General features: G+C 66.2%; 18 protein-coding genes. 7 read left to right on the forward strand and 11 right to left on the reverse strand.

The window, feature by feature from the left end; translation table 11 throughout:
- Positions 1-23 precede the first annotated feature (23 nt).
- Complete coding sequence (locus AB0H78_RS06590) at positions 24-767, forward strand: hypothetical protein (RefSeq protein WP_363233139.1); 744 nt, start codon at positions 24-26, stop codon at positions 765-767.
- On the opposite strand, the gene AB0H78_RS06595 is transcribed toward AB0H78_RS06590, so the two are convergent.
- Positions 706-1,341, reverse strand: coding sequence for a hypothetical protein (locus AB0H78_RS06595; protein ID WP_363233140.1), 636 nt, complete (start codon positions 1,339-1,341; stop codon positions 706-708). The genes AB0H78_RS06590 and AB0H78_RS06595 overlap by 62 nt on opposite strands.
- Before the next feature lie 202 nt (positions 1,342-1,543).
- Here AB0H78_RS06595 and AB0H78_RS06600 point away from each other — a divergent pair, with 202 nt between their 5' ends.
- Positions 1,544-2,713, forward strand: coding sequence for an Ig-like domain-containing protein (locus AB0H78_RS06600; protein ID WP_363233141.1), 1,170 nt, complete (start codon positions 1,544-1,546; stop codon positions 2,711-2,713).
- Positions 2,714-2,842: 129 nt separating this feature from the next.
- Here AB0H78_RS06600 and AB0H78_RS06605 read toward each other — a convergent pair whose 3' ends face one another.
- The 9 genes from AB0H78_RS06605 to AB0H78_RS06645 form a co-directional block, all read right to left on the reverse strand.
- Positions 2,843-3,703 carry an amino acid ABC transporter permease gene (locus AB0H78_RS06605; protein WP_363233142.1) on the reverse strand — a complete coding sequence of 287 codons (861 nt, stop codon included), beginning with the start codon at positions 3,701-3,703 and terminating at the stop codon, positions 2,843-2,845.
- Positions 3,700-4,344: an amino acid ABC transporter permease gene (locus AB0H78_RS06610; protein WP_363233143.1), complete on the reverse strand. Its 645-nt coding sequence runs from the start codon at positions 4,342-4,344 to the stop codon at positions 3,700-3,702. Before AB0H78_RS06610 ends, AB0H78_RS06605 begins: the two co-directional genes overlap by 4 nt.
- Positions 4,345-4,357: 13 nt before the next feature.
- Positions 4,358-5,272, reverse strand: coding sequence for a glutamate ABC transporter substrate-binding protein (locus tag AB0H78_RS06615; protein ID WP_363233144.1), 915 nt, complete (start codon positions 5,270-5,272; stop codon positions 4,358-4,360).
- A gap of 13 nt (positions 5,273-5,285) precedes the next feature.
- Positions 5,286-6,029 carry an amino acid ABC transporter ATP-binding protein gene (locus tag AB0H78_RS06620; RefSeq protein WP_363233145.1) on the reverse strand — a complete coding sequence of 248 codons (744 nt, stop codon included), beginning with the start codon at positions 6,027-6,029 and terminating at the stop codon, positions 5,286-5,288.
- A 124-nt stretch (positions 6,030-6,153) separates the two neighbouring features.
- On the reverse strand, positions 6,154-6,603 hold the full coding sequence (locus AB0H78_RS06625; protein WP_363233146.1) for a DUF6278 family protein: 450 nt from the start codon (positions 6,601-6,603) through the stop codon (positions 6,154-6,156).
- Between the two features lie 54 nt (positions 6,604-6,657).
- The gene (locus AB0H78_RS06630; protein ID WP_363233147.1) at positions 6,658-7,437 is read right to left on the reverse strand and encodes an exodeoxyribonuclease III; all 780 of its coding nucleotides are present in this window, start codon (positions 7,435-7,437) and stop codon (positions 6,658-6,660) included.
- A 29-nt stretch (positions 7,438-7,466) separates the two neighbouring features.
- On the reverse strand, positions 7,467-8,105 hold the full coding sequence (locus AB0H78_RS06635; protein WP_363233148.1) for an MBL fold metallo-hydrolase: 639 nt from the start codon (positions 8,103-8,105) through the stop codon (positions 7,467-7,469).
- A 13-nt stretch (positions 8,106-8,118) separates the two neighbouring features.
- Entirely contained in the window at positions 8,119-9,402 is a 1,284-nt protein-coding gene (locus AB0H78_RS06640; protein WP_363233149.1) for an alpha/beta fold hydrolase, read from the reverse strand.
- A gap of 19 nt (positions 9,403-9,421) precedes the next feature.
- Entirely contained in the window at positions 9,422-10,570 is a 1,149-nt protein-coding gene (locus AB0H78_RS06645; protein WP_363233150.1) for a tyrosine-type recombinase/integrase, read from the reverse strand.
- Positions 10,571-10,955: 385 nt separating this feature from the next.
- Here AB0H78_RS06645 and AB0H78_RS06650 point away from each other — a divergent pair, with 385 nt between their 5' ends.
- Together AB0H78_RS06650 and AB0H78_RS06655 are read left to right on the forward strand one after the other, a co-directional pair.
- On the forward strand, positions 10,956-12,071 hold the full coding sequence (locus tag AB0H78_RS06650; RefSeq protein ID WP_363233151.1) for a hypothetical protein: 1,116 nt from the start codon (positions 10,956-10,958) through the stop codon (positions 12,069-12,071).
- Positions 12,072-12,298: 227 nt separating this feature from the next.
- Positions 12,299-12,748, forward strand: a complete 450-nt coding sequence (locus AB0H78_RS06655; RefSeq protein WP_363233152.1) for a DUF4240 domain-containing protein — start codon at positions 12,299-12,301, stop codon at positions 12,746-12,748.
- A 184-nt stretch (positions 12,749-12,932) separates the two neighbouring features.
- Here AB0H78_RS06655 and AB0H78_RS06660 read toward each other — a convergent pair whose 3' ends face one another.
- Positions 12,933-13,745, reverse strand: a complete 813-nt coding sequence (locus tag AB0H78_RS06660) for a DUF4253 domain-containing protein (RefSeq protein WP_363233153.1) — start codon at positions 13,743-13,745, stop codon at positions 12,933-12,935.
- Between the two features lie 148 nt (positions 13,746-13,893).
- Here AB0H78_RS06660 and AB0H78_RS06665 point away from each other — a divergent pair, with 148 nt between their 5' ends.
- The 3 genes from AB0H78_RS06665 to AB0H78_RS06675 all read left to right on the forward strand — a co-directional run bounded on the left by AB0H78_RS06665 (position 13,894) and on the right by AB0H78_RS06675 (position 17,909).
- On the forward strand, positions 13,894-14,232 hold the full coding sequence (locus tag AB0H78_RS06665; protein ID WP_363233154.1) for a DUF4265 domain-containing protein: 339 nt from the start codon (positions 13,894-13,896) through the stop codon (positions 14,230-14,232).
- 83 nt (positions 14,233-14,315) lie between these two features.
- Positions 14,316-15,131, forward strand: a complete 816-nt coding sequence (locus AB0H78_RS06670) for an SUKH-3 domain-containing protein (protein WP_363233155.1) — start codon at positions 14,316-14,318, stop codon at positions 15,129-15,131.
- 618 nt (positions 15,132-15,749) lie between these two features.
- Positions 15,750-17,909 carry a pentapeptide repeat-containing protein gene (locus tag AB0H78_RS06675; RefSeq protein WP_363233156.1) on the forward strand — a complete coding sequence of 720 codons (2,160 nt, stop codon included), beginning with the start codon at positions 15,750-15,752 and terminating at the stop codon, positions 17,907-17,909.
- Positions 17,910-18,158: the final 249 nt, after the last annotated feature.

Genomic DNA, 18,158 nt, shown 5'->3' on the forward strand with positions numbered 1-18,158 from the left:
GTCGGTCGGTACGATGCCGCACCATGACCGACGACGTACGCAACATCCTGCTCGGCGTCATAGCCGCCGGCCTCAGCGCCGCCGTTGGCTGGCTCGCCCGTACCTACCTCTGGCGCCGGAAACTCCGCCGCAAACAGGCCTTCTTCGGGCTCCCCGGCAACTCCGAGTGCGTGCTGGTCGTCAACCGCGAGGCCGGCGGCGACGGCGCCGTGCACCGCTTCGACGTCTTCGCCCTCCTCGAACTCGCCGCACTGATCAAGGACTGCGGCGCGCACGCCCAGATCATCACGGGCGACACCGCCCAGCAGGGCATCGGCGAGCGCACCGAATTCTGCGTCGGCGGCCCCGCCTCCAATCGCCGTATGACGGCCCACCTCCAGTCCCTGCTCCCCGGCATCCTGGTCAACACCGACGTGGAGCCGGGCCCGGACCGCGGCGCCCTGCAGATCGGCAGCGAGCGCTACCGCCTGGAGAACGGCAAGGTCGCCTACGTACTGATCGCCCGCCTCACCACGGGCCCCGAGGCCCGCCCGGTCTTCCTCTTCTGCGGCCAGCAGGCGATCACCAATCAGGCGGCGTCCCGCTATCTGGCCCGCAACCACGAGAAACTGGCGCGCAAGTACGGTGACAAGTCCTTCTGCCTGCTGCTGAAGGTCGTCAACTCCCAGGCCTACGGCCCCGATGTGGTGGAGCTCGTCGCCGACGTCACGCGGGCGGCTCAGACTCCGGCGCCCGCTCCCCGTACGACGCATCGCGCAGATCGCTGACCGGAAGGGCCGCAGGCGCGGACTGCCGGATCAGGGCGAGCAGCCCGGCGGGGTCGAAGTCGAAGATCTGCTCCTCGAAGACCAGGCCCTGGGCGTCGTCGTCACGCCCGAGCTGGGGCGCGATCCTGCCGTACGTCGCGCGGGCGCGGCTCAGCCGGGGCAGTGCGGCCGTGTCCGGGGCGTAGTCGACGACCACGTACTGCCGGGTGCGGCTCCCCTCGGTGACGGCGACCGCGCTCACGCCCGCGAGCGCGTCCCAGGGGAGCGTCGACCCGGGCCAGGCCGGCAGCCGTACGGTCAGCCCGTCCGCGTCCGCGCGGACCCGCATCGGCCGCACCAGATGCGCCGCGAAGGCCACGGCGATCGCGGCCAACAGCACACCGCCGATCACCATCATGATGCCCGCGACCGCGCCCTGATTGGGGCCGTCGAAGACCGATCCGGTGGCCGCCGCCCAGGCGATCACCACCACCACGGCCGCGACCGGTATCCACTGCAGCTTCCCTCGCAGCCGCAGAGTGATGCCTTCCTCCGCCTGCGCCGTGTACGCCGTTGAGTCCGCTGAATTCGTCACACCGAGAGCTTGGATCGTCTCGGCCGCTCGCGCCAGGGGTTCGCTGAATTCTGGTCAACAGGGCGGCGGCAATGCGGCCGGGACCTTGGTCCCGACCGGCCGGGGACCTTGGACCTTTCCGTAATTTCACCGCGAAGATCCGCAACCAGGACATCCTGATCGGACTCTCCACAGGGGACCCACCCCTTTTGGAGGAGCCGTCTTGAGCCCCATACGCAAGGCCACCGCCGTCGGCACCACGGCCCTCGCTGCAACGCTCGCCGCCGCCCTCACCGCCTGCTCGGGCGGCGGTACGAGTCCGGGCGGCCGGTCCGTGGCGGCGGCCCCTCGTATCGAGGTAAGCCTCACCGGTCAGCAGGCGAAGGCAGGCGCACCGGTGAAGGTGACGGCCACCGACGGAAAGCTGAAGCAGGTCACGGTCTCCGGCGACAAGGGCGGGGCGCTCGCAGGCACCCTCGCCGCCGACGGCAGGTCCTGGACGTCGACCCGCAAGGCCGCACCCGGCACCGGATACACCGTGCAGGCCACCGCACCGGACGGCGGGACGGCCAAGGCCTCCTTCGCCACGGCCGCCGCCGCCAAGGTGAACAAGCTGACGCTGGCCCCGGGCAAGAACACCACGGTCGGTGTCGCCCAGCCGCTCTCGATCGTCTTCGACCACCCGGTGAAGAACCGGGCGGCCGTGGAGAAGCAGCTGAAGGTCTCCACCTCGAACCACACCGAGGGCTCCTGGGGCTGGATGCAGGACTACTCGGGCAAGGACCGCGTCGACTGGCGCCCGAAGGAGTACTGGAAGCCCGGCACCAAGGTCACGCTCAAGGCCGACCTGAACGGCACGGACTCCGGCACGACCGGCGGCTTCTTCGTACGCGACTACGCCACCCAATTCACCGTCGGCAGGAGCCAGTCGATGAAGGTGAACCTCGACACCAAGCAGCTCACGCTCTACCAGGACGGCCGCCAGGTGAAGCAGATCCCCGTCTCGGGCGGCGCCCCCGGCGGCGAGAAGGCCTCCTGGAAGGGCGTCGCGGTGCTGATGTCGAAGGAGGGCACGATCAACATGCGCTCCGAGACCGTCGGCCTCGGCAGAAGCTACGACAAGATGGTCGACGACTCGATGCGGCTGACCTGGTCGGGGATGTACGCCCACGCCGCGCCCTGGAACGCCGCGTACTTCGGGAACACGAACCACAGTTCGGGCTGTATCGGCATGAGCGACGCCGACGCCGACCACCTCTACGGCCTCGCGCAGGTCGGCGACCCCTTCGAAATCACCGGGTCGGACGCCAAGGGCACGGTCGCCCTCAACAACGGCTACGGCGAGTGGAATGTGAGCTGGGCCGACTGGCAGACGAAGAGCGCCCTGCGCTGACACGGCGCCTGCCACGGCCACGGCCTCTGGTGACAGAGCACAACCCGACCGGCGCGCAGCTGACCTTCTCCTCGCCGGCTGCGCAAGAAGTGATCACCGGCTGCTGCCGGACGGGCATGGCCCTACGAGCTACTGCACACCCGGCAGCAGCGTCCCTGGTTCGGCCGGACCCACGTCCACGGCCTCGGTCTTCGGGTTGCGCTTCTGTCTCCTGGCCGTCCAGTTGGCGAGCCAGGAGAGCAGCATGCACATCCCGATGTAGATCGGTGAGATCACCATCACCACGGGGATGAACGGCAAATCGTAGTCGAGATTCGACGCGATGAGCTTGCCCGCGTGAAGGAACTCCTCATAGGTGATCAGATAGCCGAGCGAGGTGTCCTTGAGAGTCACCACGAGCTGGCTGATGATCGTCGGCAGCATCGCGCGCACCGCCTGCGGCACCAGGACATGGGTCATGACCTGTGTCTTGCGCATCCCGAGCGCGTACGCGGCCTCGCGCTGTCCGCGCTCCACGTTGCCGATGCCGGTACGGAAGATCTCGGCGAGCACCGACCCGTTGTAGAGGGTGAGTCCGGTGACCAGCGCCGGCAGCGGCTGCACCTTGAGCGCCACGAAGATGAAGAAGATCATCACCAGTACGGGCATGGCGCGGAAGAACTCCACCAGGAGCGTCGCCACCCACCGCACCGGCCGGTGGACGGAGAGCCGCCCCACCGCGAGGACCGCACCGAAGGCGAGCGAGAGCACGGCGGCGTACGCGAAGGCCTTGAGCGTGTTGCCGAGGCCGCGCAGCAGCAGTTCCTGAATGCCCTTGTATTCGAAGGGCGTCCACTTCTGGGCGGTGAACTGGTCGGTGTCGAAGAGGAGATACAGCACCCAGGCGAGAAGCCCGGCGATGAGGATCGTGGAGAGGACCCCGTACAGCGCGTGCCGCTTGCGGGTCTTGGGCCCGGGAATGTCGTAGAGGGCGGTGGAATCTGCGGTCATCGGGCGACTCCATAGCGCTTCTCCAGCACATTGAAGAGCGCGCTGATGGTGAGTGTGATGATCAGGTAGCCGACGGCGATCCAGACGAAGGTCCAGATGATGCTGTAGCCCAGCTCGTTGAGGGTTTTGTAGGTGCCCAGGAGCTCCGTGACGCTGAAGGCGCCGGCGATCGCCGAGTTCTTGGCGAGCGCGATGATCGTGGAGCCGATCGGTGGGATGACGGAGCGGAACGCCTGGGGAAGGACGACGGTGGACAGTGTCTGCCCGAAGGTCATCCCGAGGCTGCGGGCCGCCTCCCCCTGCCCCTTGGGCACGGTGTTGATGCCGGAGCGCAGCGCCTCGCAGATGAACGCCGAGGTGTAGCAGCCGAGCGCGAGTACGGCGAACACCTTGAAGGGCAGCACGAGTCCGAAGCGCGGCAGCCCGAGGAGGACGGCGAAGAAGAGCAGGGTCAGCGGGGTGTTGCGCAGGATGGCCACCCAGACCGTGCCGAAGACCCGGAAGGAGCCGACCGGCGCGACGCGGAAGGAGGCCATCAGGAAGCCGAGTACGAGGGCCAGGACCGAGGCGTAGACGGTCAGTTCGACGGTGCCGAGGAAGCCGTCGCCGTAGAGCGAGAAGTTCTGCGTCAGTACGTCCATGGGGGCTTCCTCCTCAGCTCGCCGGGTAGCGGTCGATGGGCGGGGCGGGGGCGGCCTTGCGCCCGGAGAGGCCGAGCGTGGCGTCGTACGCCTGCTGCCAGTCGCCGTTCTTCTCGCGCAGCGCGATGGCGTCGTCGAGGGCGAAGCGCAGGGCGTTGTCGCTCTTGGGGACGCCGATGCCGTAGGGCTCCGCGGAGAAGGGCTTGCCGACGACCTTGAGCTCGTCGGGGACCTTCGCCGCGTAGCCGCTGAGGATGGTGTCGTCGGTGGTGACGGCGTCGACCTGATAGGTCAGCAGGTTGTCGACACAGATCGAGTAGGTGTCGTACGCGACGAGTTCGGCCTTGGGGTAGTCGCTCTGGATGCGCTGGTACGGGGTGGAGCCCGCCGCCGAGCAGACGCGCTTGCCGTCCAGGTCCTTGGGGCCGTTGATGTCGTTCTCGTCGGTACGCACCAGCAGCCCCTGGCCGGCGAGGTAGTACGGGCCGCCGAAGCCGACGAGCTTCTTGCGGTTGTCGTTGATGGTGTAGGTGCCGACGTAGTAGTCGATCTGCCCGTTCTGCAGGGCGGTCTCCCGGTTGGCGGAGGCGATCGTCTTGAACTCGATCGTCTTGGGGTCGAAGCCGAGGGACGCCGACATCATCTTGGCGATCTCGATGTCGAAGCCGGAGTAGACGCCGGTGGCCGGGTCCTTCTCGCCCATGTAGGGCTGGTCCTCCTTGGCCCCGACGACGAGGTGTCCGCGCCGCTTCGCCTTGCTCCAGGTCGAGGAGGACGGCAGCTGGAACTGTGCGGCCACGCGGTACACGGGGAGTTCGTCGGGCTGCGGCCCCTTGACCGGCGGGCTGCCCTCCTTGCCGCAGGCGGCGGTGAGGACCGCGAGCGCCGTGAGGACGAGCGCGGCGAGGGTTCTTTTCGTACGCACCATGAATCCGCCCCCGTCAGTGCTTGAGGATCTTGGACAGGAAGTCCTTGGCCCGGTCGCTCTCCGGGTGGGTGAAGAAGTCCTCCGGGGTACGGTCCTCGACGATCTTCCCGTCGGCCATGAAGACGACCCGGTTGGCGGCGGAGCGGGCGAAGCCCATCTCGTGGGTGACGACGACCATCGTCATGCCGTCGCTCGCCAGCTGCTGCATGACCTCCAGGACCTCGTTGATCATCTCGGGGTCGAGCGCCGAGGTGGGCTCGTCGAAGAGCATGACCTTGGGGTCCATGGCCAGGGCGCGGGCGATGGCCACGCGCTGCTGCTGGCCGCCGGAGAGCTGGGCGGGGAGCTTGTCGGCGTGGGCCTCGAGACCGACGCGCTCCAGGAGTTCGTGCGAGCGCTTGTCGGCTTCGTCCTTCTTGCGCCCGCGGACCTTCTGCTGGGCGAGGGAGACATTGGCCAGGACGGTCTTGTGCGCGAAGAGGTTGAAGGACTGGAAGACCATCCCGACCTCGGCGCGCAGCTTGGCGAGCGCCCGGCCCTCCTCGGGGAGTGGCTGTCCGTCGATCGAGATCGTGCCCGACTCGATCGTCTCGAGTCGGTTCATCGTCCGGCAGAGCGTTGATTTGCCCGAGCCGGAAGGCCCGATGACGACCACCACCTCCCCGCGTCCGACGGTGAGGTTGACGTCCTGGAGGACGTGCAACTTCCCGTAGTACTTGTTGACGTCACTGAGCTCGATCAACGGATCGACGGCCATACGCTGTCCTGCCCACTCATCGCTATGTCGAGGTCAGCGCAAACTATCCATCCCAAAAAGGGACTTCACACTCGACACGCACGAATCAGGCATAAGGCGTATTTGTCATAAATCGCTGAACTGGTCAGTTCTCCGCGGCTTCCGCGTACACCTGGGAGAGTTCCGGGGCGCCGGTCGCCACCCAGTCGCCGCCGACTTCCACCACATCGATCTCGCGCCCCGACTCCAGCCGTACCACCGGCTTTCCCTCGGGCCAGACGTCCCAGGCAGCCCCGCGGACCGTCTTCACGATGACGGTCCCGAGGTAGAGCCCCGCGTCGTTGCCCAGCCAGGGAAGCTCTTCCGGATCGGCCGTGGCACCGCGCCAGCGCGGCGGCAGCTGGTCGAGCGCCTCCAACGACTCCGGGGAGTCGTCGAGTTGCAGTCCGTTCTGCCCGGCACGCGCTCTGAGCAGCTCGCACTCCGAGAGCAGTTCGGCCACGCCCTCCGGATCGCTCTCCACCGCGGCGACCAGAGTCGCCGCGTGCTGCTCGCCGTGCCGCTTGCGCCAGTTGTCCAAGAAGGGAATGTTCACACTGCTCAGCCTGTCATCCAGGTGTACAGCAGCACCACAGGCACGCGGCGTCGGTCAGATCTCGAGATCGACCACGACCGGAGCATGGTCCGAGGCGCCCTTGCCCTTGCGCTCCTCGCGGTCCACATAGCTGTCCTTGACGGCCTTGGCGAAAGGCTCGTTGCCGTAGACCAGGTCGATGCGCATGCCCTTGTTCTTGGGGAAGGCCAGCGCGCGGTAGTCCCAAAAGGTATACGGACGGTCGTACTTGAGCGGGCGCGGCATCACATCCGAGAGACCCGCCTCGCGCAGGGCGGTGAGCGCGGCGCGCTCGGCGGGGGTGACATGGGTGGCGCCCTCGAAGACCGCCGGGTCCCAGACGTCCTCGTCGGTCGGGGCCACATTGAAGTCCCCGAGGACGGCGAACGGCCGTCCGCCCGCCACATCTGCGGCCACCGCCGCCTGCAGCGCTTCGAACCACCGCAGCTTGTACGCGTAGTGCTCGTGGTCGACCTCGCGGCCGTTCGGTACGTACACCGACCAGACCCGGACCGGACCGCAGGTCGCCGAGACGGCCCGCGGCTCCTGCGCGCCCTCGTACTCCGGACCGCCGGGCAGGCCACTGACGACGTCGTCGAGGCCCACCTTGGAGAGCAGCGCCACTCCGTTCCACCGGCCGGTGGCGGTGACCGCGGACTCGTAACCGAGCTCGCGCAGCTCGTCCCGGGGGAACTGCTCGGCGGAGCATTTGGTCTCCTGGATGCACAGCACATCCGTGCCGGTGTTCTCCAGCCAGGCGAGCACCCGCGGGAGGCGGGCGGTGATCGAGTTGACGTTCCAGGTCGCGATGCGCATGTACGTAACCTAACCGCTGGGTCCGACAGTCACAGCTGCGTGGCGTCGCCGGGCGTCATCCGGGAGTGCTCGGCGCCGCCCAGATTGCCGATGTGCAGGTCGTAGATCCCCCGGGCCAGGTCCTTGAGCAGGCCGTCGTGGATGTCGATGGCACGCTGCGGCTTGACCGCGCGGACGTAATCGATGACCTCGGAGACCTTGTTCCACGGGGCGTGCACCGGGAGCATCAGCGTCTCGACCGGGGCTTCGGGGACCGTGAAGGCGTCGCCCGGGTGGAAGAGCGAACCGTCCACCAGATAGCCGGTGTTGGTGACCCTCGGCAGATCCGGGTGGATCACGGCGTGCAGTTCCCCGTGCGCCGTCACGTCGAAGCCGGCCGCGGTGAAGGCGTCGCCGTGACCGACCGCGTGGACCCGGCCGGGGAAGGCGGCCGAGAGCTGGTCGGCCACCGCGCGAAGCGTCCAGATCCCGGCGGCGGGATTCGCCTCCATGGCGGCCCGCAGCCGGTCCTCGCTGAAGTGGTCGGGGTGCTCATGCGTGATCAGGATCGCGTCCGCGCCCAGCGCCGCGTCCTCTTCGCTGAAGGCGCCCGGGTCGATGACGAGCGTCTGCCCGTCCTTTTCCAGCCGGATGCAGGCATGGCCCATCTTGGTGAGCTTCGTTGTCATGGCTTCCATCCTGCTACGCGTCGGGCGTGGTCTCCTGCTGGATCACGGACTGCGCCACCTTGAAGGCCGCATTGGCCGCCGGAACACCGCAGTAGACGGCGGTCTGCAGAAGCACTTCCTTGATCTCGGCCGGGGTGAGGCCGTTGCGCAGGGCCGCCTTCAGATGGAAGGCGAGCTCCTCCAGATGGCCGCCCGAGACCAGCGCGGTCAGCGTCACCGCGCTGCGGGTGCGGCGGTCCAGCCCCTCGCGGGTCCAGATCTCGCCCCAGGCGTAGCGGGTGAGCAGCTCCTGGAAGTCCTCGGTCGTCTCGTCCGAGGTGGCCAGCACCTGGTCCACATGGGCGTCGCCGAGCACCTCGCGGCGCACCTTGAGGCCCGCGTCGTACGGATCGGGACGGCCGGCGGAGGCGGACTCCGCATCCACCGGCACCGGGGCGATCGCGGCGATGGGGGTCACGGGGACGGAGAGCGCGGGTGCCGGGGTCTGGAGCGGCAGGGAGATGGACGTGGAGGTGTCCTGCCAGGAGGCCGTGAAGTGGTGCGCCAGCAGATCCGTGACAGCAGCCGGCTGCTCCACCGGCGCCAGGTGCGAGACACCGGGGACCATCGCGAGGCGCGCGTCCGGTATGCCCGCGACCAGAGTGCGGGCGTCGCCAGGCCCGGTCACCTGGTCCTCGGACCCGACGACCACCAGGGTGGGGACACCGATGCGGCCCAGCTCGCTGCGGACGTCGAAGGCGGCGAGTGCCTCACAGGCGGCTATGTAGCAGCCGGGATCGGTGGTGCGGACCATCTGCACGGCCCACTCGACGATGGCCGGCTGCGCGGTCGCGAAGGTGTGCGTGAACCAGCGCTCGGGCGCGGCACGCGCCATCGGGTCGAGGCCGTTGGTACGGACGATGACGCCGCGCTGACGGAACTCGTCGGCCGTCCCGAACCGTGCCGAGGCGGCGACCAGCGCGAGCGTCGCGACCCGGTCGGGGTGGCGCAGCGCCAGCTCCATGCCGATCGCGCCGCCGATGGAGCAGCCCGCGTACCCGAAGCGCTGCACGCCCAGCTCGTCGAGAGTGGCGAGCAGCCGGTCGGCGATCTCCGCGATCGAGGTCACGGGATGGGCGGGGGCACCGCCATGACCGGGCAGATCGAATCTGAGCACCCGCCACTCACGGGACAGCTCGGGGGTCTGACGGTCCCACATGTGCCAGGTCGTCCCCAGCGAGGGACCCAGAACCAGAACAGGGGCGTCCTCAGGCCCGTCAAAGCGGTATTGCAGGGTTTCAGCGCTTGTCGTACTCACCGACTCACGCTCTCACATCTCACATTTTCATCAGGTGAGGGGTGGGCTCCCCGACCAGACCTCCCCATGCAACGGCCGCCGGACGCAGATCCTCCACATCCGGCTTCACGTACCACTGCTTCGTGGCCTTGACGTTGGTGTGCCCCGCCCACCGTGCAAGGAGGTGATCCGGAACCCCGTTGTTCGCGAGATATGTGAGACAGCTCGCGCGGGCGTCGTAAAGACGCACACGCCGCAGCTGGTTCAACGCCATGATCTTGTGGACGCTCCCCCGCAGGTCCTTCCCGTTGAGCGCCCGACCGAGCTCGTCCACGAACACATAGCCGCTGCTCACATACTCCGCTCCCGCTGCACGCTCCTCCGCGGACTGCACCGCCGCAAATTTCCGCAAGGCATCACTGACCAGCCCAGGCAAGGGAAGCAGCCGCTCGCCGGCGGTAGATTTCACGCTCTTCTCCACCACCGTGTGGTTCCCCATCATCGTCCGGGTGTTGGTGATGCTCAGGGTCCCGTGGTCCAGGTCGATGTCGGACCAGCGCAGTCCGCAGACTTCCGCCGGTCGCAGCCCCATCAAGGAGAGCAGCATTGGGGCGCGCAGCCGTTCGTCCTCCACCGCAAGCACAAAGGAATGGACCTCCGTTACGGTCCACGGCGCCACCACCGTCTTCGTCAAGCGCTCGGCCTTGCGCGACTTGCGTGGGATCGTGACGTCCTGGGCAACGTTCACGGCAACGAGTCGCCGCTTCACGGCCCCGTTCAGCGCGTCCTTCAAACGCGCGAGAGACATCTCCACCGAGGCCACGCTCAGGCCGGTACCCGCAATGCCGCTTCGGACCCGGCCCTCGCTCAATGCCCACGCCGTGACATCGTCCTCGGCGAGGCGCTGAAGCCGGATACGCCCCAGCTTGCTCCGCACACGGTCCAGAGTCGCCACATAGCTGCTGATCGTGGTCTCTTCCAGGTCCTCCGCCTTCTTGGCGATCCACAGGTCAAGCCACTCATCCACGGTGATGCTGTTGGGCGCGACGAGCGTCCCTTCGTAGCGGCGGTGCGTGATAGACGCATACGCGGCCTTGGCTTCCCGCAAGGTGGCGAACGTCCGGGTCAACTGCCTGCGCTTGCCCGTTTCGGGATCGCGTCCCGCATCGACCACAAAGCGGTACCGCACCTGCCCCTTCGCGTTCGGCGCAAGCTTCTTGATAGCGGACAGGACCCATCACTCTCCTCGGACGACTGACGACAGGGTTCGCTTGGGCCACACCAGACGCATCCGACTGCGACCTGCATCAATCGTCGCCACGATTCCCGGTTTCGGTAACCGGGAACCATCTGCTACAAGGCTGGAGACTCTTGGTGCAGAGCTTCGTGATGAGGAGTCCCGCTGACGGGTCACTGGGAGTTCGCCCCACTTCTTGAAACGTCCGCACCGTGCTGGCCGAGATGGCGTCGTACGCCTTGCGTCATACATGCCGGCCAGCCGGATCTTGGCCACCATGTGGGTCAGATGTCGTTCACCAGCGGCAGGCAGTACGTAGATCCTCGATGATGGACTGATGACCACACCTGCTCGCCAACCGCTCGACGCTGCTGCCCGCGCGCGTCTAAAAGCAGTCGTGTTCGACACCAACGCCTTCGGCCACGGCCTGCCCGATCTGCGGCAACTGCGTCTCACATCTGAGCAGATGAGAGACGCCGACCTTGAGACGTGGGTTCCGGATCCGGTTGCCTGGGAATGGGCCGAGCATCTCTCCAGGGAGGTCGAGACGCACCGCACCACAACCCAGTCAGCGATCAAACGCATGCGGCGAGGTGGGATCCATGCCGAGGTCCCCATATTGCCGAGCGCAGACCCGGCTCAGACGATCGAGGTCTTCCTCACGGCACTTGAGGACGTCCCCGATCTGACGGTGCTGCCTCTCAGCGGCGAAGCGGCCCGCGCGGGGCTACGCGATCAGATCATGCAAACAGGTCCAGGGCGACGCAAGCAGAACGTGAAGACCGGCGCGTCCGACTCTGCGTGGCTGCGCGACGTTCTTACGGCTGCGGGCGGGTCCTTCGCAGGCGTCCTGCTCCTGACTCAGGACCGGGCCGACATCTATGCGGCTTGCCATGGATTGGGAGTCTCCCCTCCAACGATGCTGACTGTTCGAGATCTTGCTCAATCCGTGCTCGGGTTCGTGACCGATCCAGGCCACATCGCGCAGTTGATCAGCGCCTACTTCACAGGACTCCTCAAAGAACTGCGTCAACTCTCCCGCGACGGTCTTCCCACTCTTCCCGAACTCGACCTCGGGATCATCGAGATCGATCCGCGCCTCCTGGACGGCGGCTGCCACGGGCCGCAAACGCAACTCCACGACGTATCCATCCACCACATTGACCGCGTGGCGAAGGTATCTGACGTCAGCGTCGATACCGACATTGCTGAGCAGACCTCGTCGGCTGTCGGCAAGCAGGCCACCTCAGGAACCGCCGAAGCGACGATCGAGGTTGTTGCCGACCTTGAAGTGTGGACTTACGAAATCGACAGGGACGGGGAGATCCAGATGGACTCGCACATGTTGTACGACACACGGGTGCTCGCCCCGATCCTCGTCAGAATCGAGAATGGACTTGTCCTCAGCATCTCGCCGCTCGGGGAAACACGGGCCGTACGCTCCACCGAGTAAGCCAGGAGGAGATTCGCCCGACGGCGCGCATTTCCGGTGCAGGGGCCTGCACTTGTCGCCTAGCAGCAGACTCGGGAGGGCCAGAGAGTTGACGATCGCTCCCCGCCCAGCGGCTCTCTACTGCGCGGACGGGTCCATACGATGACGCACAGAGTCAGCTACAACAGAATCACGCGAGGTCAGGGGATGCTACCGAGGTGCCAGTCTCTTGCGTCATGCTCAGGAACATGAATGAAGACGCGTTCTGGCAGCTCATCGAGGAATCCGCACCCATCGGCCCAGACCCTGACGCCGAGCAGCTTGCCGCAGCCCTGACCCAGCGCTTGGCCAATGCACCGCTGCCAATGGTTATCGGCTTTGCCGAGCAGCTATCGTGGATGCTCTACCGCCTGGACCGCGAAGTGTACGGACGCGAATTGCCCGGCGACGCGTTCCTCTACACGCGCTGCGCCATCGTCGCAGCTGGCCGTGCCACCTACGAACAAATCCTGCACGATCCTTCGGCCTTCGCACCCTACGCGCGCGACCTCATCTGGGCCGAGGCCGTGCTCTACGTTCCAGACCGGGCATACAGCCACCTCACCGGGGAGCAATGGGATCGAAGCACTCGCTACTCCTTCGAGTCGTACTCGAACGCCGAGGGTTGGCCAGATCAAGCGTCAAGCGACGCGCCGTAAGTCTTGGGTGCCCGTGTGGACGAGCTAGTCCATCTGTACTGAGCACCACAGCTCACGGTGTGGTGGCAAGTGCCTTCAGCGTTGGGCAACTAGCCCGGCGAGGTACCCAGTTGCTCCCCGGGACGTCCACCAGAACGGTGCCCTGTAAGGCTGCGCAATCAGGGGAAGAAATCTACTGCTGTGGTCAGTCCCACCAGAAGTCCCAGGAGTTCATGCCGACGATACGTTCTGCATAGCCGACCAGGGTGTAAGGGCGAGACCCCTGCCAGATGTTGTCGGGGCAGAAGGCGAAGTGCTCAGCGGCAACCAACAGGGCGTCCTCCGTACTCATCGGGGGTGCCGCAACGCTGAGGTGGAGGGTGCTGAAGCCGACGGCTACGACGCGTGCACCAAAGCGACGCTCCCAGGCGCGTACAACGGCAGAGAATTTGGCTGTGTCGTTGTCGTAGTTGGCGGGACCGTCCCAGCCGGCGGTGGTGAGGGAGTCCGCACCACAGGCAGCGGCGATGAGCCCGAGACGTGCCTGGGAATGTTGTTCGGTGAAGACCCGCGCATACTCAGCGGCCATCTCATCGGCGCCCCTCACGGGCTCGTGGCTGAGGACCGAGCTTGGCCAAGTCTGCCCGAACGGTGCGGTGACGGCGAGTCGATCGCCCTGCGCCAGCAGGTCATCGTCCTCGTCGGTCCTCGTGTACTCGCCCCACCACCGCGCCAAGAGATCGGACGGATCGTGCGCACTAGGTGATGACATGCGCTCAGGAAATAGCTCGCCAGACGCCCATGGCCGGAATGCGTCATGGCCTGGCTCGTCGGCGTCAAGAAGAAGGGGCCACAGCCCCGATGCGCTGTGCTCGGCGAGCAGGCAAGTCCACAACTCGACAGAGGCCGGGGAATCACTCAGCCACAGTGGCTGCACATCGCCGTCGCCTTCGTCAGATGTGATCATCCGGCCCGGCGGGAGCGAAACAGTGAGCGAAGCAAGGAGTTCAGGGGTCACAGGTGGAGGCTAGTTCGAGGGTCTGACAAGGCGGGAGGAGATAGCGCTCTGCCGCCGTAGTGTGATCAATCGCGTTCGCCGAAGCCCGCTACAGGACGGTCGGAGCGGTGAGGACGATGACGCGGTGACAAGGACTTCTGATGACCAAGTGAAGGTCCATTTCCTGATGGAGTCAGACGAAGACGGCTGGGCTCCGGTAGGTGTGGAGAGCCTGTGGGCGATCGACCTCGGGAATGACACGGTGCGGTCGGACAACACCCCGTGGTTCGTCCGTGGAGTCGCCAGCGACGACATCCTCCGAGTTGAGATTGACGATGAGGGTGTCCGCTGGGCCGGCCAGACGGTGCAGGCTTCGGGAAACTGCACCATTCGGTTGATCGTCATGAAGGACGGCGGGTCGGATGCCGCCCGCCAGACCATGCTGGAGACCTTTCACCGCCTCGGCACCACCGGTGAGGGGATCGAGCTGCGAGCCGCACCGGATTGACCTTGTAGAGGCCAATGCGCGCTCGGCGGTTGGTCGTTGCCCGGGAATTGACGCCGTTGCCCGCGGCAGCGCATCGTCAGTGCATGGCCAAGGAAGGAACTCCGCGCAGCCACGACGCGGCATGGGCGGAGATGCTGGAGGGATGGCGGCCACCACACCGCGAGAACGATTGGTCCTCACCCTCGATGTGGCGCCTACTGCAGGCCGCGCTGCGTGATCCGTTGTTTCGTTCGATGTATCCATGGACTTCGATGAGCATGTTGAACGTGTCGGAGTTCGATGAATTTATGGACTGGGGCAAAGAGTCCTTCCCCTCGATCGCTGCCGCGTCCGGCACGTACACGGTGGTCGCCCATCCGGCGCGCGAGGGCCGACCGCTACTGGAGACGGACGACCCAGCAGCCGCGGTGTCCTACATGTCACGGCTCGTGCGCCAGCAACGCATCGGACAGGCGACTAGCGCAGAGGAGATCTTGCGCACCGCTGGGTGGCGGCCGGGACGGACCATCGACATCACGAACTGGCGCACCCTCCTGGAAGCCGGCGGCTTGCAGATGCACGAATCTGCAAGCACCTTTCTGCGCGAGTACGGCGGCCTGTCCATCGGAAACGGAGGACCAGGCATTACCAGCGCGCGGGAAACATTTGAGTTGGATCCGCTGCTGGCACTGGGCGAGGAGGACCGGTTTCTCGACTGGGGTGATGAAATCGGGCGTCATCTCTTCCCCCTGGGCGAGTTGTGCGATGGACGCTTCTTCCTCGGCATGGATGAGTTCAGTGAGATCTACCTGATCGAGACTTGGATCGCCCGATTCGGACCGATGCCCGACGGATTGGACAACCTTCTCTTGGGAGTCCAGCCAATCGATCCCCGCCATGCCGAAAACGACTCGGCGTAGCACGAAGTTCCCTGCACGGTCCGCGTGAGAACGCCTGAGTTGGCATCCTTGGACGCGGTCTACAGAAGGTGCAGACTCGCTTTTCCGCGAACCGTGCACGGCTCCTGCAGATGCTGGATCGTGAAGGACCCATTAAGCAGCTCGCATCCTGGCAATCGTTCACAGACGACCTGCGTATCGCGCTGAGTAGTAGTTGCTGACCGCCCGGCGTCGAGGATCCGCGAGTCGACGGCGCCCGGAAACAGCTTCATCCCCCTGACAGCCCTTCGCACGTCACCTACAACTGTCCCGTCCCAGAGGCAGCGCTTCAGGGCATTGGACGAGACAACGGGTCTGATGCAGAGGTGGGGCAGGTCAAGATGTCACCCGATCGTGCGGCAGACCCGACTCGCTTTCGCCACCCTGCGCACGCCTGGTCCGCACGGCGTGACATCACCTGAGAAGGACAGCCCCTGCGTCCTACGAAACGCTACCCGCGGCCGACCCAACCCCGCCCCGCCGCTTGCTGTCGGACCACACGGAAGATTTCAGTAGCGCACGGTTCACTTCAGGACGCCCTTCAGTGCCGCAGCGAAGATTCAGTGCAATCTCAGAGGCTGGATCGGCAACTATCCGGCCGTGCTTGATCGTCCTTCAGGCATGCCACACCCAAGACCCGAACCGGACCCAACTCCGCCTGCCTGGCCACACTGTGGCCACGGTGCCACCCCGGATGACCCTGTCGGCTGCCGAGGCATCCACATCCCTGGTCACACCGTATGCCTCGCCCACCTGGCCGACGCCGAGCGTGATGTCTACCTGGGCACCCTGAACCCGGGCGCCGACCTCGACCACCGCGGCACCCCCATCACCGAAGACCTTCTGAACCGGATACTTGACGCCCTGCGTGACCCCACCACGGCGCGCCCCCGCTTCGGCACGGCCTGGTTCGAATCAGCAACCTTTGAGGGCATGGCCCAGTTCGAGTCGGTGACCTTCGAGGGCGCAGCAATGTTCGAGTCGGCAGTCTTCGAGGGCATCGCCAGGTTCCCGGCGGCGATCTTCAAGGGCACCGCCAGGTTCCACTCGGCAACCTTCAAGGAAGCCGCCTGGATCGGCTCGGCCACCTTCAAGGACACCGCCCAGTTCGAGTCGGCGGTATTCCATGGCGCCGCCGAGTTCCGGTCAGTTACCTTCGAGGGTGGCGCGGGATTCAAGTCGGCGATATTCCATGGCGATACCGAGTTCGAGTCGGCAACCTTCCAGGGATTGGCCCAGTTCGAGTTGGTGACCTTCGAGGGCGACGCCGGGTTCGGGCGGGCGACCTTCCAACACTCCGTCAACTTCAATTCGGCGAACTTCCGTAAGACCATCTGGTTCGCTTCAGCGACCTTCGCGGGCGCCGCCCGGTTCGCGTCGGTGACCTTCGAGGGCATCGCCCTGTTCAGCGATGCGACCTTCGAAAACTCCGCCCTGTTCATGTCAGCAACCTTCCAGCTCACCGCCGGGTTCCTATCAGTGACCTTCGATGGCACTGCCAGCTTCCAGTCAGTGACCTTCGAGAGCAGTGCCCTATTCACGTCGGCAACCTTCCACAGCAACGCTGAGTTCCAGTGGGCGACCTTTCAGGACGACGCCCGATTCGAGTCGGCGACCATCTACGGCGATGCTCTGCTCGAGCAGGCGGTTTTCGAACGGTCGGCCAACCTCGGGCCGTTGGTGTGCGCGGGGCGGGTGAAGTTGTCCGGGGCGCTGTTCGGCGGCCCGGTGACCCTCTCGTTCGCCGCGCGCCGACTGGAGTGTCGGCGGACCCACTGGTCATCAACGGCTGAGCTGCGTCTGCGCTACACCACGGTGGACTTCTCCCACGCCGTCTTCGAGTACCCCCTCACGATCGCCGCTGAGGCCACCCCCTTCGTTCGCCCCGACGGACAGACGGTGGCGGAACAGGCTGTTGCCGGCGCACCCGACGCCACGGTGCGGATGGCCTCGCTGCGTGGCGTGGACGCGGCCCATCTGGTCCTCGCCGACGTCGACCTGTCGGGGTGCCTGTTCACCGGGACAGTGCATCTGGACCAGGTCCGGCTGGAGGGCAACTGTTCTTTCGATCAAGTGCCGCCGCGCATGCAGTGGCGGCGCTGGCGCCCCATCCGGTTCGCCCAGCGCCGCACCCTTGCCGAAGAGCACCACTGGCGCGCGAGCCAGCCGACCGTAGTCCGCGGCTGGAATGTGGCGGTGCTCGGCTCCGGACATGTCGGGCCGTTGCAACTGGCACCGGTGTACCGGGCGCTACGCAAAGCATTCGAGGACGGCAAACACGAGCCTGGGGCAGCCGACTTCTACTACGGGGAGATGGAGATGCGCCGCCACGCCGACGACATCCCCCGAAGCGAGCGGAACCTCCTGACCGCCTACTGGGCGCTGTCCGGCTACGGCCTGCGTGCCTCGCGAGCCGTGGGCTGGCTCGCTGCCGCCATGCTCCTCACCATCATGCTGCTGATGGGCTTCGGGCTCCCGAAGGGCTCCCCGAAGCAGGAAGCGACCGGAACCGTGCCGCCCGGCGGCGGCAGGGTCACCTTCGAGATCGACAAAGCCGATCCCCAGAACCCCACCGGGGACAGGGTCACCGGCGAGCGCTTCGAGAAGGCCCTGAACGTCACGCTCAACTCAGTGGTGTTCCGCTCCGCCGGCCAGGACCTGACCACCACCGGCACTTACATCGAGATGGCGTCCCGCGTGACCGAGCCGATCCTGTTGGGCTTGGCGGTCCTGGCCGTCCGCAACCGCGTCAAACGCTGACTCCAGCGCACCCATGGTCAGGGACGGCAGAGCGCCGCAGCCACCGGACATCGAAGCAGCCAGTGCGCCCGGACAGCCATGAGTTGCCGCACGGAAGATTTCAGTGCCCAGGTCACAGTCCCGCCCACTGAAATCTTCCGTGCGGCCTAGCACTTACACCTGCGCTCGTCGGTTCGGACGGCGACGACAAGTGGCGGCTATGCGGTCGTGGGGAGGATGCAGTGCTGTTCGGCATCGGTATCGAGACAC

Source organism: Streptomyces sp. NPDC050738 (genome assembly GCF_040654175.1).
In the GTDB taxonomy this organism is placed as follows: Bacteria; Actinomycetota; Actinomycetes; order Streptomycetales; family Streptomycetaceae; genus Streptomyces.